Raw genomic sequence first — 15,391 nt, 5'->3', positions numbered from 1 at the left:
GTACCGGTGGGGGCGGTGCCCTGTCCGGGCCCGGGTCAGGCGCCCGCGCGCACCGGCTTCGTGAGCGGCTTGCCGTACCAGAGCTCGATCAGCCGGGAGGCGATCGAGATGCCGAACGGGGGCAGCATCTCGCCCGACTCGAAGGCGGCGGTCAGCTCCTCGCGGGAGAACCAGCGCGCCTCCTCGATCTCCTCGCCGTCCACGTTGATGTCGAACGTCGAGGCGCGGGCCATGAAGCCAAGCATCAGGCTGGACGGGAACGGCCAGGGCTGGCTGGCGACGTACTCGACCTCGCCGACCGTGATGCCGGCCTCCTCGAAGACCTCACGGGCCACGGACTGCTCGATCGACTCGCCCGGCTCCACGAATCCGGCGAGCGTGGAGAAGCGGCCCTCGGGCCAGTGCACCTGGCGGCCGAGCAGCGCCCGGTCCTGGTCGTCCGTGACGAGCATGATGACCGCCGGGTCGGTGCGCGGGTAGTGCTCGGCGCCGCAGGCCGGGCAGCGGCGGATGTGTCCGGCCGCCGCGATCACCGTGCGTTCGCCGCAGCGGGAGCAGAAGCGGTGCAGCCGCTGCCAGTTCTCCAGGGCCACCGCGTGCACCATCAGGGCGGCGTCGCGCGGGCCCAGCAGCATCCCCGCCTCGCGCAGCCCCGCCGGGCGGGCCGACTGGTCCATGCGGCCGGGCAGGGTGTCCTTCTGGAGGGCGAAGTAGCTGACGCCGTCCGCGTCGGTGCCGAGGAAGTAGCGGTGGGTCTCGGTGACGGGGGCCTCGAAGGCGGGCGTCATCACGAGCTCGGTGCCGTCGTCGGTGTCGTCGATCAGCGCCTGCCCCCCGGAGACGACGAAGACCCGGGTCGTCGGATGGCTCCACGCGGCGGACAGCCACGCCTCGTCAAGGCGGTGGTGCGCCGCGCGGTCGATGCCGCTCGGCGCGGTCAGACCGATGGGCCGGTCCGTGGTGGCGTTGTCGAAGGTGCTCACAGGTGCTTCCTACTCCCCCGGGATGGTTCGGGCGTTCAGAGAATTCAGCGGAGGGCGGCCGCCAGGTCGCTCCAGAGGTGGGCGGCGGTCTCGACGCCCTTGAGGAGGAGGTCCAGTTCGACCTTCTCGTCGGGGGCGTGCCAGCCGTCGGACGGTACGGAGATGCCGAGGAAGAGGACGGGCGCGCCGAGCACGTCCTGGAGGTCGGCGGCGGGTCCGGAGCCTCCTTCGCGGGTGAAGAGGACCTTCTTGCCGAACGCCCGGCCCATGGCACGGGCCACGGCCTGGAGCGCGGGGTGGTCCAGGGGCGTCAGGCAGGGCCGGGTGGCGGGGAGGAAGGTGATCCGGTGGCTGATCCCGGCGGGGACGCGGGCCTCGGCCCAGGTCCGTACGGCCTTCTCGATGTGGTCCGGGTCCTGGCCCGCGACCAGGCGGAAGCTGATCTTCGCGCGGGCGGACGAGGGGATGATCGTCTTGCTCCCGGCGCCCTGGTAGCCACCGCCGATGCCGTTGACCTCGGCGGTCGGGCGGGCCCAGATCCGTTCCAGCGTCGAGTACCCGGTCTCTCCGGAGGCGGCCCGGGACTTGGCGGTGTGCAGCCAGTCGGCCTCGTCGAAGGGCAGCTCGGCGAAGAGCGCGCGTTCGTTCGCGCTGAGCTCGGCCACGCCGTCGTAGAAGCCGGGGACCGCGACCTTGCCGTCCGCGTCGTGGAGCGCGGCGACGAGGCGGGCGATCTCGGTGGCCGGGTTGGGGACGGCGCCGCCGAAGGAGCCGGAGTGGATGTCCTGCCCGGGTCCGTGGAACTCGATCTCGCACTCGGCGAGGCCGCGCATCCCGGTGCAGACGGTCGGGGTGGTCTCGTTCCACATGCCGGTGTCCGAGACGATCACCGCGTCGGCGGCGAGGCGGCCCGCGTGGCGCTCGACCAGGTCGCGGAAGTGCGGGGAGCCGGACTCCTCCTCGCCCTCCACGATCAGCTTGAGGTGCACGGCGGGGGCGGTGCGGCCAGTGGCGGCGAGGTGGGCCCGGACGCCGAGGGTGTGGAAGAACACCTGCCCCTTGTCGTCGGCCGCGCCGCGCCCGTACATCCGGCCGTCGCGGATCTCCGGCTCGAAGGGCTCGCTGCTCCAGCCGTCCTCGCGGGCGGCGGGCTGCACGTCGTGGTGTCCGTACACCAGGACCGTGGGCGCTGCCGGGTCGTCGGAGGGCCATTCGGCGAAGACGGCGGGTGCGCCGTCGGTCTCCCAGACCTCGGCGACCGGGAATCCGGTCTCCTTCAGCTTGGCCGACAGCCACTCGGCGCTGCGCCGTACGTCGCCCTCGTGCTCCGGCTGAGCGGATACGGAGGGGATGCGCAGCCACTCGGCGAGGTCGTCGAGGAAGGCCGCGCGGTGCTGCTCGGTGTACGTGCGGACGGCGCTGTCCGGGGTGTCGCTCATGACCTTCAGCTTATCCGTCCGACGGAAGTGGCTCGTCCAGGAGGATGCGCTCCAGCTCCGGACGGCCCGGCAGGGAGGCCGGGCGGACGGCCTCGCCGCTGCGGACGAAGAGGAAGGTGGCCGTGACGTCGGTGAGCGGGAGTCCGTGCAGTTCGGCCCAGGCCAGCCGGTAGACGGCGAGCTGGAGCGGGTCGGCGGTGTGGGTGCGGCCGGTCTTCCAGTCCACGATCTCGTACGTGTCCCCCGTGCGGTACACGGCGTCGATCCGGCCCCGGATGACCCGGCCCGCCAGGGTGATCTGGAACGGCGTCTCGACGCGGTACGGGGTGCGCCGGGCGTACGGGGTGCGCTCGAAGGCTTCCTTCAGGTCGGCGAGGTCGCGCTCGTCGGCGATGTCCGCGTCGCTCTCGTCGCCCCCGGGCAGTTCGTCGGGGCCGAGCATGGGCAGCGGCAGCTCCTCGAACCGGGACTCCACCCAGGCGTGGAAGCGGGTGCCCCGGCGGGCGGCGGGCTGCGGCGGGCGGGGCATGGGCCGGGCCAGCTCGCGGGCGAAGGCGTCGGGGTCGTCGGCGAGGCGCAGCAGCTGGGTGGCGGAGAGGGAGGCGGGGACGAGGACGTCGCGGACGGTGGCGCGGGCCCGGCGCAGCTCCCCGGCCAGCGCGTCGAGGTCCCGGTCCCAGGAGGCGAGGGTGCGCGTCTCCTCGGGGGTGAGACGGGCGGGCGTGCGGGGGGCCGGGACGTCCGGGGCGTCGGCCGGGACCTCAGGGGCCTCCGGCCGGGCCAGCAGCTCCATGACCGTGTCGGCGGCGGCCCTGCGGCGGGCGAGGGCGGTGTCGTCCAGCGGGAGCGGCCAGGCGTGGTCGGCGGACGCCTCGGCCAGGGCCGGGTTCTCCTCGGTCTCCGCCGGGGCGTCCGCCCACACCTCGATCTCGCCGTACCCGGCGGCGCAGTGCTCGTACAACGCGTCGAGGAAGGGGGACGGGCCGCGCGGCTTCTTCTGGGTGGGGCCCCACCAGTGGCCGGAGCCGAGCAGCAGCGTGCGGGGGCGCGTGAAGGTGACGTAGCCGAGGCGCAGCTCCTCCGTGTGCTGGTGCTCCTTCATCTCCGCCTTGAAGCCCTTGAGGCCCTTGGCGTCATAGCCGCGGAGGGCGGGCAGGGTGGCGGTGTCGCCGCGCAGGGCGTGCGGGAGGACCTTGGCCTGGGAGGTCCAGGCGTCCCGGGACTGGCCGCTGGGGAACTGGCCGGTGACCAGGCCGGGCACGGCGACGACGTCCCACTCCAGGCCCTTGGACTTGTGCGCGGTGAGGACCTTGACGGTGTTCTCGCCGCCGGGCAGCGCGTTGTCGAGGCCCTTCTCGTACTGGACGGCGGTGTGCAGGAAGCCGAGGAAGGCGAGGAGCGTGGCCTCGTTGTCGACGGCTGCGAAGCGGGCGGCGACGTCGAGGAAGTTGCCCAGGGTCTCGCGGCGGCGGGCGGCCAGGGCCTGCGGGGACGCGGAGAGCTCGACCTCCAGGCCGGTGGTGGCGAGGACGCGGTGCAGGACGTCCATCAGAGGATCGGCAAGGGAGCGGCGCAGGTCGCGCAGTTCGGCGGCGAGGCGGGCGAAGCGGACGCGGGCCTCGGCGGAGAACGGAAGCCGGTCGTCCTCCTCGCCGCCCCCGTCCAGGAAGGTGTCCAGGGCGTCGGCGAGGGAGATCACCTCGGCCGGGTCGATCCCCTCGACGGCCTCGGCGAGCCTGCGGTCGGGATCGTAGTCCTCGTCGTCGCCGTGGGCGGCGCGGTGCACCAGGAGGCGGGCCCGGCGGCCGAGCAGGGCCAGGTCGCGGGGGCCGATCCGCCAGCGGGGGCCGGTGAGCAGGCGGACCAGGGAGGCGTTGGCGCCCGGGTCCTGGAGGACTTCGCAGACGGCGACGAGGTCCGCGACCTCGGGGAGGTGGAGCAGCCCGGAGAGGCCGACGACCTCGACCGGGATGTCCCGGGCGACCAGCGCGGCCTGGATCTCCGGGAAGTCACCGGCCGTGCGGCACAGGACGGCGATCTCTCCGGGCGCCTTGCCGGTGCGCACCAGGTGGGCGATGGAGTCCGCGAGCCAGGCGATCTCCTCGGTGTGGGTGGGCAGCAGGGCGCAGCGGACGAGGCCGTCGCGCTCGGCGCCGGGGGCGGGGCGCAGGGCCTCGACGCCCTCGTGCATGGCACGCAGGGGCGCGGCAAGTCCGTTGGCGAGGTGGAGGAGGCGGCCGCCGCTGCGGCGGTTCTCGCTGAGGGCGTAGCGGGTCGCGGGGGTGCCGTCGGCGTGCGGGAAGTGGCTCGGGAAGTCGTCCAGGTTGGCGACGGAGGCGCCGCGCCAGCCGTAGATGGCCTGGCAGGGGTCGCCGACGGCGGTGACGGCGTGCCCGGTCGGTCCACCGGTGCCGGGGCCGCTGCCGAAGAGGGCGGAGAGCAGGAGGCGCTGGGCGACGGAGGTGTCCTGGTATTCGTCCAGCAGGACGACCCGGTACTCGTCGCGGAGGATCGTGCCGACCTCGGGTCGGGTGAGGGCGAGCTCGGCGGAGAGGGCGATCTGGTCGCCGAAGTCGAGGAGGTCGCGGCTCCGCTTCGCCTCGCGGTAGCGCCGGGTCAGCGCGAGCAGTTCGCGGCGGGCCTCGGCGGTCGCGGGGATCTTGCGCAGCTCCTCGTTGCTGAGCTTCGCGGTGGCCAGCGCGTCCAGCAGTTCGGTGTCGTACGCGTCGAGCTGTTCGGGGCGTACGAGGTGTTCGGCCAGTTCGGCGTCGAGGGCCAGGAGGTCGCTGACGAGGGTGGGGAAGGACCGGGTCAGGGCCGGGTAGGGGCCGGGGGCCTCGCGCAGCACGCGGGCGGCGAGCTGGTAGCGGGTGGCGTCGGCGAGGAGGCGGGTGCCCGGTTCGAGCCCGATGCGCAGTCCGTGCTCGGTCAGCAGCCGCCCGGCGAAGGCGTGGTACGTGGAGATGCCGGGCTCGCCCGGGGGGTTGTCCGGGTCGATCACGTCCGGGTCGGTGATCCCGGCGGCGACGAGTGCCTTGCGTACGCGCTCGGCGAGCTCACCGGCGGCCTTGTTGGTGAAGGTGAGCCCGAGGACCTGTTCGGGGGCGACCTGGCCGGTGCCGACCAGCCAGACCACGCGGGCGGCCATCACCGTGGTCTTCCCCGACCCGGCTCCGGCCACGATCACCTGCGGGGCGGGCGGCGCGGTGATGCAGGCCGTCTGCTCCGGGGTGAAGGGGATGCCCAGCAGCTCCTTGAGCTGCTCGGGATCGGTGAGGCGCGGGGACACTCCACAGAGGCTAACCGGCGCCACCGACAACCCACGAAGTCGCGGAGGGAGCTCACATCCCCGCCTCCCGGTGGCGTCCGTCACACCGAAGCGGGTCTAAATTGTCTGCTTGTCGCACCAACAGCCTTACGAGGACGGTCATATGAGCGCCGACGCACCCGCCCCTGACGCCACCGAGCTCAGGAAGCGCATCGACACGACGAAGGCGCACCCCGCGCGGGTCTACGACGTCTTCCTCGGCGGCAAGGACAACTACCCGGCCGACCGCGAGGCCGCGGCCATGGCGCTGGCCGCCAATCCGCGCGGCTACCTCACCGTGCGGCACAACCGGGACTTCATGCGGCGGGCGGTCACCCTCACCGCGAACGAGGGCATCCGGCAGTTCCTGGACGTCGGCACCGGGCTGCCCACGCAAGCGAACGTGCACCAGATCGCGCAGGGCATAGCGCCCGAGTCGCGCGTCGTCTACGTGGACAACGACCCGGTGGTCCTCGTGCACGCGCAGGCCCTGCTGACCAGCGGTCCCGAGGGCCGCACCGACTACATCGAGGCGGATCTGCGGGACCCGGACCGGATCCTGGAGGCCGCCCGCCGCACGCTGGACTTCGACCGCCCGGTCACCCTGGTCCTCGCGGCCGTGACCCACTTCATCGAGGACGAGACGGCCTACCCGGTCGTGAAGCGGCTCGTGGACGCGCTGGCCCCCGGCAGCGTCCTCGTCCTGAGCAACGTCAGCTCGGACCTCAACCAGGAGCAGGTCGGCAGCATCACCAAGGGCTTCAAGGAGCGCGGCTTCGCCATGGTGCGCCGGTCGTACGCCCAGATGGAACGCTTCGTCACCGACAACGGCCTGGAACTCCTGGAACCCGGCATCGTGCCCGTGCACCGCTGGCGCCCGGAGCGTGTGGTGGACCTGCCGGAGGCCGAGAACCCGGACCCCGAGTTCGTGGCGGGCCTGGACGAGCTGGACCGTACGCGCTACCAGGACATCAACGACGTCACCGACGCCGACGTCAGCGTGTACGGCCTGGTGGCCCGCAAGCGCTGATCACTCGATGACGTTCCGCCCCTCCGGCTGCGCGCTGCACGACGCCTTGAAGGAGCAGTGGCCGCAGTGCTGGCCGGTCGTCGGCGTGAACCGTTCGTCCAGGACCCGGCCCGCCGCGGTCGCCAGCAGGTCGGAGACCCACTCGCCGTCCGGCGGCGCCTGCGCCTGCACCTTGGGCGCGGAGTCGCCGCCCTCCTTCTTGGGGGCGGGCTGGCGCAGCTGTACGAGTTCGGCGCCGCCCGGCTCCGGCCGCGTACCGCCGAAGGCGTCGTCGACCGCGCCTTCCCGTACCGCCAGCTGGTAAACGGCGAGCTGGGGGTGACGGTGGACCTCGTCCTTCGTCGGGGACTGCTTGCCGGTCTTGAAGTCGACCACGTAGGCCCGGCCCTCGGCGTCGCGCTCGACGCGGTCCATGGAGCCCCGGATGCGCACCTCGTACTCCCCCGCCTCCAGCGTCACGTCGAAGTCGTGCTCGCTGGCGACGGGGGTGCGTCCGGCCCGGTCCATGACGTGCCAGCGCAGGAAGCGTTCGAGGGCGGCGCGGGCCTGCTCCTTCTCCTGGCGCGACTTCCAGGGGGCGTCGAAGACGAGCCCGTCCCAGACCGAGTCGAGCCGTTCCATGAGGACGGCCAGATCGGCGGGCGTACGGCCGGAGGCCACCTCGTCGGCCAGGACGTGGACGACGTTCCCGAAGCCCTGGGCGGCGGTCGCGGGCGCGTCGGCCTTCACCTCGCGGCCCAGGAACCACTGGAGCGCGCAGGTGTTGGCTAGCTGGTCGAGCGCGCTGCCGGAGAGGGTGACCGGCTGGTCCCGGTCGCGCAGCGGCACAACCGAGCGGGTCGGCTCGTACAGGCCCCACCAGCGGTACGGGTGCGCCGACGGTACGAGCGGCTGGCCGTCGTCGTCGGTGAGCGCCGCGAGCCGGGCGAGGCGGCGGGCGGCCTCCTCGCGCAGCGCGTCCGACGCGGCCGGGTCCACGGTGGTGGCGCGCAGCTCGGCGACGAGCGCGGCGACGGACAGCGGGCGACGCGGGCGGCCGGTGACGTCGCGGGGTTCGACGCCCAGCTCGGTGAGGAAGCGGGAAGGCTGGTCGCCGTCGTCGGCGGGGGCCTTGACCGCCGTGACCACCAGGCGCTCGCGGGCGCGGGTCGCCGCCACGTAGAACAGCCGCCGTTCCTCCGCGAGGAGGGCGCCTGGCGTCAGCGGCTCGGCGAGCCCGTCGCGGCCGATCCGGTCCGCTTCGAGGAGCGAGCCCCGGCGGCGCAGGTCCGGCCACAGCCCTTCCTGGACGCCCGCGACGACGACGAGGCGCCACTCCAGGCCCTTGGAGCGGTGGGCGGTCATCAGCCGGACGGCGTCGGGGCGGACCGCGCGGCGGGAGAGGGTGTCGGCCGCGATGTCCTGGGCGTCGACCTCTTCCAGGAAGTTGAGGGCGCCCCGGCCGCCGGTGCGCTCCTCGGCGCGGGCGGCGGTCTCGAACAGCGCGCACACCGCGTCGAGGTCCCGGTCGGCGTTGCGCCCCGCGGTGCCCCCGCGCAGGGCCGCCCGCTCCAGCCTGCCCGGCCACGGGGTGCCGGACCACAGCGCCCACAGGGCCTCCTCGGCGGTGCCGCCCGCCTCAAGGAGCTCGCGGGCGGTGCGCAGGAGCGCGCCGAGGCGCTGGGCGCCCCGGGCGTACGCCGGATCGTGCGCGACCAGGTGTTCCGGCTCGGCGAGCGCCCGGGCCAGCAGCTCGCCGGAGGGCGCGGGCACCTTGTTCCCGGCGGCGCGCTCGTCGTCCCGCAGGGCGCGGCCGAGGCGGCGCAGGTCGGCGGCGTCCATCGCGCCGAGGGGCGAGGCGAGCAGGGTGAGCGCGGTCTCGGTGTCGAGCCAGGGGGCCTCCCCGTCCGCCCCGCGCACCGCCGCCTCCGCCACCGCGCGCAGGGCCGTCAGGAGCGGGCCCACCGCCGGTTCGTGGCGCAGGGCCAGGTCGTCGCCGTCGACCTCCAGGGGGACGCCCGCCGAGGTCAGGGCCCGGCGCAGGGAGGGCAGCGTGCGGCCTCCGGCGCGGACGAGCACCGCCATCTCGGACCACGGCACCCCGTCCTCCAGGTGCGCCCGGCGCAGCAGGTCCGCGATGTTGTCCAGCTCCGTGGAGGCGGTCGGATAGGTGTACGCCTCGACGCTGCCGCCCTCGCGGACCGCGCCGAGTTCGCGGTGGGCGCGGACCTTCGCCGACGGCAGCCGGGTGAGCGGCATCCGCCGGGTGAGCAGCCGGGTGGCGGCGAGCAGCCGGTCGCCGGAGCGGCGGGAGGTGGTGAGGACGCCGACCGGGGCGGGGGCGCCGTCTGCACGCCGGAACATCTCCGGGAAGTCGAGGATGCCGTTGACGTCGGCGCCCCGGAACGCGTAGATCGACTGGTCCGGGTCACCGAAGGCGATCAGGTCGCGCCCGCCGCCGCCCCCCGGGGTGCTGCCCCGGTTTCCGGCCAGCGCGTGCAGCAGCCGCACCTGGGCGGGGTCCGTGTCCTGGTACTCGTCCACGAAGACCGCGTCGTACGCCCCCGCCAGCTGCGCCGACACCTCGGGGCGCTCCGCGAGGAGCACCGCGCGGTGCACCAGCTCCGCGTAGTCCAGCACGCCCTGGGCGTCCAGCACGTCGAGGTATTCGGCGAGGAAGCGGGCGGCGGCGCCCCAGTCGGGGCGGCCGGTGCGCCGGGCGAAGGCGGCGAGGGCGTCCGGGCCGAGGCCCAGCTCACGGCTGCGGGCGAGGACCGCGCGTACCTCGTCGGCGAAGCCGCGCGTGGTCAGGCAGGCGCGCAGCTCGTCGGGCCAGCTGATGTGCGGGCGCCCCTCCTTCTCCAGTTCGAGCTGTCCGGCCAGGAGGTCGCGGACGGTCACGTCCTGCTCCGGGCCGGAGAGCAGCCGCAGCGGGTCCGCGAAGAGGTTGGCGTCCTGGTGGGCGCGGACGAGGGCGTAACAGAAGGAGTGGAAGGTGGTGGCCTGCGGGCCCCTGGCGGCGCCGAGCCGGGCGGCCATCCGGTCGCGCAGTTCCACGGCGGCCTTGCGGCTGAAGGTGAGGACCAGCAGGCGGGCCGGGTCGGCGCCCCGGGCGATGCGCGCGGCGACGGCTTCCACCAGCGTCGTCGTCTTGCCCGTACCGGGCCCGGCGAGGACCAGGAGCGGGCCGCCCGGGTGGTCAACCACCGCGCGCTGCGCCGCGTCCAGGAGAGGGGGCTCCACCGAACCCGGCAGGGTGCGCACCAGCCGGTACGGGCCCGTGGTCCCCGGCCGTGCGTGACGGTGAGGACTGTGCCGGGTGGTGGAGGAGGTGCTCACGTGGGTTCGCCGGTCCTGGTGGGTGTACGGGTGGTGAGGGCGCGGCGTCCGCCGCGAACTGAAGACGCTACTCCGGCGCGCCCCCCGAATGCGGCGGGACGGCTGCGGGGATCGTCACGTTCTCCCGGCCGCACACCGCAGGACGGCCGGACGCCCCCGGCGGACCGGGTCGCGGACGCCCCGCCCGCACCGCACGGACGCGGATCCGCCCGTTCCGCCGCCCCATGGCCGAAGCTGTCAGGTGTGAGCTCCCCCACCGCCGCCGGCCGCCGCCGGGCCGCCCGTCACGCCGTCCCATCGCGCGCGCCGCATGTCCAGGCGCGGGAGGTGGCCCTCCGCGCTCGCCGGGGCCTCGCGCAGCGGGGTGTTCTCCGCGCGGTAGTGGTCCAGGGCGCGCAGCTCGTGGCCGGGCAGCAGCCTGCCGTCGGAGCGCACCACGCGCCACCACGGCACCGCGCTCCCGTACAGCGCCATGACCCGGCCGACCTGGCGCGGGCCGCCCTCGTCCAGCCACTCCGCCACATCGCCGTACGTCATGACGCGGCCGGGCGGGATCAGGTCGGCGACGTCGAGCACGCGCTCCGCGTACTCCGGCAGCGCGTCGCCCGTCGGGTGTTCGCTCATCCGCCCCATCCTGCCGCACGCCACCGACAACTCCGCTCGTGCCGTGTTCGCGCGCACACGCAGCGTGCGCACGGCGGGAAAGGAGCGTATGTTGCGCATCGCACGCCCCCGCATCGCACCCTGATGCCCCCTTGCGCCCAGCGGCCGTGCCACCATCATGCGGGCGGTGACCGGTGATACGAGAACACGAAGACCAATCAGAGGCGACGAAGGAGCAGGGCGTGCAGCCACCGAAGGCGGCCGACGCCTCCGATGCCGAGCCGCGTCCGGACAGCGACCGGCGGGAGCCGGACTCGGACGCGGAGACCCCGGCCGGATCGACCCTCGCCGGCTCCGAAGCGTCGCAGGCCGAGCGCGTCTCCGGTGACGAACCGCTGCTCCCCGCCCGGGTGCACCGCCCCTCCGACCTGCTGCGCCTGCTCATCGGGGTGCTGGCGGTCGTCGTGCTGTTCTCCGTCGCCGCCTTCGCCCACGGCACGACCACCGGCCTCGAACAGGACATCAACAAGGGCACCGGCCAGGCCCCCGACCTGCTCATCAAGCTCGCCGGGCTGGTCTCCAGCATCGCCGTGCTGCTCGTGCCGGTCGCCTTCGCCATCGAGCGGCTGATCAAACGCGACGGACTGCGGATCGCCGACGGGGTGCTGGCCGCGGTGCTGGCGCACGGGGTGACGCTCGCCACGGACCTGTGGGTGGCCAAGTCCGCCTCCGGCACCATCCAGGACGCGCTGACCCAGCCGCAGCCCGGCGACGCGGTCACCGATCCCGTCCACGGCTACCTCGCGCCCGTGATCGCGTACATGACCGCGGTCGGCATGGCGAGACGGCCGCGCTGGCGCGTCGTGCTGTGGATGGTGCTGCTGCTGGACGCCTTCGCGATGCTGGTCGGCGGCTACACGACCCCCTTCTCCATCGTGCTCACGGTGCTCATCGGCTGGACGGTGGCGTACGGCACGCTGTACGCGGTTGGCTCGCCGAACGTCCGCCCGACCGGCCAGCACCTGATGGCCGGTCTGCGGCACGTCGGCTTCCGGCCGGTCACCGCGATGCGGGCGGACGACGCGCCCGACTCCGGCGACCAGAGCGACCGGGGGCGCCGTTATCTGGTCTCCCTGGAGGACGGGCCACCGCTCGACGTGACCGTCGTGGACCGCGAGCAACAGGCCCAGGGGTTCTTCTACCGGGTGTGGCGCAGGCTCACCCTGCGCGGCATCACCCAGCGCCGGTCCATCCAGTCGCTGCGCCAGGCGCTGGAGCAGGAGGCGCTGCTCGCGTACGCGGCCATCGCCGCCGGGGCCAACGCGCCCAAGCTCATCGCCACCTCCGAGCTCGGCCCGGACGCCGTGATGCTGGTCTACGAGCACATCGGCGGCCGGTCCCTGGACGCCCTGGAGGACACCGAGATCACCGACGATCTGGTGCGCGGGGCGTGGGAGCAGGTGAAGGCCCTCCAGTCGCGCCGGATCGCGCACCGCAGGCTCACCGGCGACGCCATACTGGTGGATCGTTTCGGCACGGTGTTCGTCACCGACCTGCGCGGCGGCGAGATCGCGGCCGGTGACCTGGTCCTGCGGATGGACGTCGCGCAGCTGCTCACCACCACCGGTCTGCGGGTGGGCCCCGAGCGGGCCGTGGCCGCCGCGCTCGCCGTGCTCGGCCCCGACGCGGTCGCCGACTGCCTGCCCCTCCTCCAGCCGATCGCGCTCAGCCGCTCCACCCGGGCGCAGCTGCGCAGGCTCGCCCGGGAACGCTCGCAGCGCGAACGCGAGGCGGTCCTCGAAGCGTCGGACGCGGCCAAGCGCGCCCGGGCCGAGGACGCGGAGCTGTCCAGGAACGGTGACCGCAAGTCCGCCCGCAAGTCGGTGCGCGCCGAGAAGCGGGCCATGGACGACGCCCTCGAAGAGGCGCGCGAGGAGGACCTGCTCTCCCAGATCCGCCGGGAGGTCCTGCTGATCCGGCCGCAGGCGCCGGTCGAGCCGGTCCGCCTGGAACGCATCAAGCCGCGCACCCTGTTCAGCTTCATCGCCGGTGCCATCGCCGCGTACTTCCTGATCTCACAGGTCACCGAGGCCGACTTCGGGGCGGTCGTGGAGCAGGCGGAGTGGGGCTGGGTGGCCGCCGCGCTCGGCTTCTCGGCACTGAGTTACGTGGCCGCCGCGATGAGCCTGCTGGGCTTCGTGCCCGAGCGGGTGTCGTTCGGCCGGACCGTCCTGGCGCAGGTCGCCGGGTCGTTCGTGAAGATCGTGGCCCCGGCGGCGGTCGGCGGGGTCGCGCTGAACACCCGGTTCCTCCAGCGCTCCGGGGTCCGCCCCGGTCTCGCGGTGGCCAGCGTGGGCGCGTCCCAGCTGTTCGGTCTGGGCTGCCACATCCTGCTGCTGGGCGCCTTCGGCTATCTGACCGGCACCGAGAAGACGCCGTCCTCGCTCACCCCGTCCAGGACCGTCATCGCCGGGCTGCTGACGGTCGCCGTGCTGGTGCTGGTGGTCACCGCGATCCCGTTCCTGCGGAAGTTCGTGGTGACCCGGGTGCGGTCGCTGTTCGCCGGGGTGGTGCCCCGCATGCTCGACGTGGTGCAGCGCCCGCAGAAGCTGCTCACCGGGATCGGCGGGATGCTGCTGCTGACCGGCGTCTTCGTGATGTGCCTGGACGCCTCGGTGCGGGCGTTCAGCGGTCCGGACACCCCGCACCTCAGCTACGCGAGCATCGCGGTGGTCTTCCTCGCCGGCAACGCGCTCGGCTCGGCCGCGCCGACGCCGGGCGGCATGGGCGCCGTCGAGGGCGCGCTGACGCTGGGTCTGATCGCGGTCGGGCTGCCGAAGGAGGTCGCCGCCCCGGCGGTGCTGCTGTTCCGGCTCATGACCCTGTGGCTGCCGGTCCTTCCCGGCTGGCTGTGCTTCAACCACCTCACGCGCAAGGGGCAGCTGTAGGTCCGGGCGCCCGGACGACCTGCGTGCACGGGCCACCCACTTGGACCGGCACCCCGTGCGCGCGCCCCGGCGCCACCGCAGCATGGAGCGATGAGGACCTCCCCTGCCCTGCGCGCCGCGGCCCTCGCCGCCACCGTGACCGTGCTGCTCCCCCTCTCCGGCTGTGCGGACGGCGGTGACAAGGAAGCCGCCGAACCGACGAGCCAGGCCCGCGCGGCGAACGCCACCACCGGCAGCCCGTCGTCCGGCCTCGCCTCCCAGAAGCTGACGTGGAAGAAGTGCCCCGCGCCTTCCCAGGCCCAGGGGGGCGGCAAACCACCGTCCCCGCTGCCCGGCGGGGCGAACTGGGAGTGCGCCTCCATGAAGGCCCCCCTCGACTACGCGAAGCCGGACGGCGCCACCATCGAGCTGGCACTCATCCGCGCGAAGGCGATCAGCCCGAAGAAGCGGATCGGCTCGCTCATCTTCAACTTCGGCGGCCCCGGCGGCTCGGGCGTCGCCACCCTGCCCGCATTCGGTACGGCGTACGACAAACTGCGCGCCCGGTACGACCTGGTGAGCTTCGACCCGCGCGGAGTGGGGAACAGCGACGGCGTCGAGTGCGAGACCGACAAGCAGCTGGACGCCCGCTACCAGGAGGACGGCACCCCGGACGACGCAGCGGAGGAGAAGGCGTTCGTCCAGGACACCAAGCGGTTCGCCGCCGCCTGCGAGAAGCGGTCCGGCGAGCAGCTTCCGCACGTCGGCACCACCAACGCCGCCCGCGACATGGACCTGATGCGCCAGGTGCTCGGCGACGACAAGCTGTACTACTTCGGCATCTCGTACGGCACCGAGCTGGGCGGCGTCTACGCGCACCTCTTCCCGAAGAAGGTCGGCCGGGCGGTCCTGGACGCGGTGGTCGACCCCACCGAGGACGCCGAGCAGTCCTCGCTGAGCCAGGCCAAGGGCTTCCAGCTCGCCCTGGAGAACTTCACCAAGGACTGCGCGGACCGGGGCGACGCCTGCAAGCTGCCCGGCTCCGACGCGAAGGAGATCGAGAAGGGCATCGCCTCCCTGCTGGACCAGCTGGAGAAGAAGCCCATGAAGGGCATCGGCGCCCGCAAGCTGACCGAGACCCAGGCCACCACCGGCATCGCGGCGGCCCTCTACTCCAAGGAGACCTGGCCGCTGCTGGAACAGGGCGTGGACGAGGCCGACGGCGGGAACGGCTCCCTGCTCCTGGCGCTCGCCGACTCCCTCAACGGCCGCTCCGACGACGGGCGCTACGACAACTCCGCCGCCGCCTACTCCGCGATCAGCTGCGCCGACTCGCGCGAGCGGTTCACCCTGGAGCAGACGAAGGCGAAGCTCCCCGAATTCCGCGACGCCTCGGCGGTCTTCGGGAACTACCTGGGCTGGGGCCTGATGGGCTGCACCGACTGGCCGGTCAAGGGCACCTGGAAGACCCCCGACGTCAGCGCCCCCGGCTCCGCCCCCATCCTCGTCATCGGCAACACCGGCGACCCGGCGACTCCGTACGCGGGCGCCAAGGCGATGGCCGACGAGCTGGGCGAGGACGTCGGCGTGCAGATGACGTACAAGGGCCAGGGCCACGGCGCGTACAACAGCGGCGACGCCTGCGTGCAGAAGGCGGTCGGCGGCTACCTGCTCGACGGCAGGACCCCGGAGGCCGGCACCGTCTGCGGCTGAGCCCCCGCGAGGCACCCCCCTACGATGGGCGAACTGCCGTACGGGCAGCGCACGACGGGGAGGGAACGCAC

At 73.7% G+C, this 15,391-nt stretch carries 8 protein-coding genes; 3 read left to right on the top strand and 5 right to left on the bottom strand.

Annotated elements, in window-relative coordinates; translation table 11 throughout:
- Positions 1–35 precede the first annotated feature (35 nt).
- From nudC to AMK18_RS13025, 3 genes are read right to left on the bottom strand one after another with little or no spacing between them, the layout of a single operon-like run.
- Complete coding sequence (gene nudC / locus AMK18_RS13035; protein WP_073862908.1) at positions 36–983, bottom strand: NAD(+) diphosphatase; 948 nt, start codon at positions 981–983, stop codon at positions 36–38.
- A gap of 44 nt (positions 984–1,027) precedes the next feature.
- Positions 1,028–2,422: a dipeptidase gene (locus tag AMK18_RS13030; RefSeq protein WP_073862907.1), complete on the bottom strand. Its 1,395-nt coding sequence runs from the start codon at positions 2,420–2,422 to the stop codon at positions 1,028–1,030.
- 10 nt (positions 2,423–2,432) lie between these two features.
- Positions 2,433–5,711: an ATP-dependent DNA helicase gene (locus AMK18_RS13025; protein ID WP_073862906.1), complete on the bottom strand. Its 3,279-nt coding sequence runs from the start codon at positions 5,709–5,711 to the stop codon at positions 2,433–2,435.
- Positions 5,712–5,853: 142 nt separating this feature from the next.
- Here AMK18_RS13025 and AMK18_RS13020 point away from each other — a divergent pair, with 142 nt between their 5' ends.
- On the top strand, positions 5,854–6,759 hold the full coding sequence (locus tag AMK18_RS13020; RefSeq protein WP_073862905.1) for an SAM-dependent methyltransferase: 906 nt from the start codon (positions 5,854–5,856) through the stop codon (positions 6,757–6,759).
- On the opposite strand, the gene AMK18_RS13015 is transcribed toward AMK18_RS13020, so the two are convergent.
- Together AMK18_RS13015 and AMK18_RS13010 are read right to left on the bottom strand one after the other, a co-directional pair.
- Positions 6,760–10,077, bottom strand: coding sequence for an ATP-dependent helicase (locus tag AMK18_RS13015; protein ID WP_073862904.1), 3,318 nt, complete (start codon positions 10,075–10,077; stop codon positions 6,760–6,762).
- Between the two features lie 237 nt (positions 10,078–10,314).
- Complete coding sequence (locus tag AMK18_RS13010; protein WP_073862903.1) at positions 10,315–10,701, bottom strand: MGMT family protein; 387 nt, start codon at positions 10,699–10,701, stop codon at positions 10,315–10,317.
- 221 nt (positions 10,702–10,922) lie between these two features.
- On the opposite strand from AMK18_RS13010, the gene AMK18_RS13005 reads away from it, so the two are divergent.
- Positions 10,923–13,628, top strand: a complete 2,706-nt coding sequence (locus AMK18_RS13005) for a lysylphosphatidylglycerol synthase domain-containing protein (RefSeq protein WP_073862902.1) — start codon at positions 10,923–10,925, stop codon at positions 13,626–13,628.
- 90 nt (positions 13,629–13,718) lie between these two features.
- Positions 13,719–15,320, top strand: coding sequence for an alpha/beta hydrolase (locus AMK18_RS13000; protein ID WP_073862901.1), 1,602 nt, complete (start codon positions 13,719–13,721; stop codon positions 15,318–15,320).
- The last annotated feature ends 71 nt before the right edge of the window (positions 15,321–15,391 follow it).

The sequence above is a fragment of the Streptomyces sp. CB01249 genome, from assembly GCF_001905735.1.
Taxonomy (GTDB): domain Bacteria; phylum Actinomycetota; class Actinomycetes; order Streptomycetales; family Streptomycetaceae; genus Streptomyces.
Note: the sequence above shows the minus strand (reverse complement) of the source record. Positions and strands in the feature narration are given on the sequence as shown.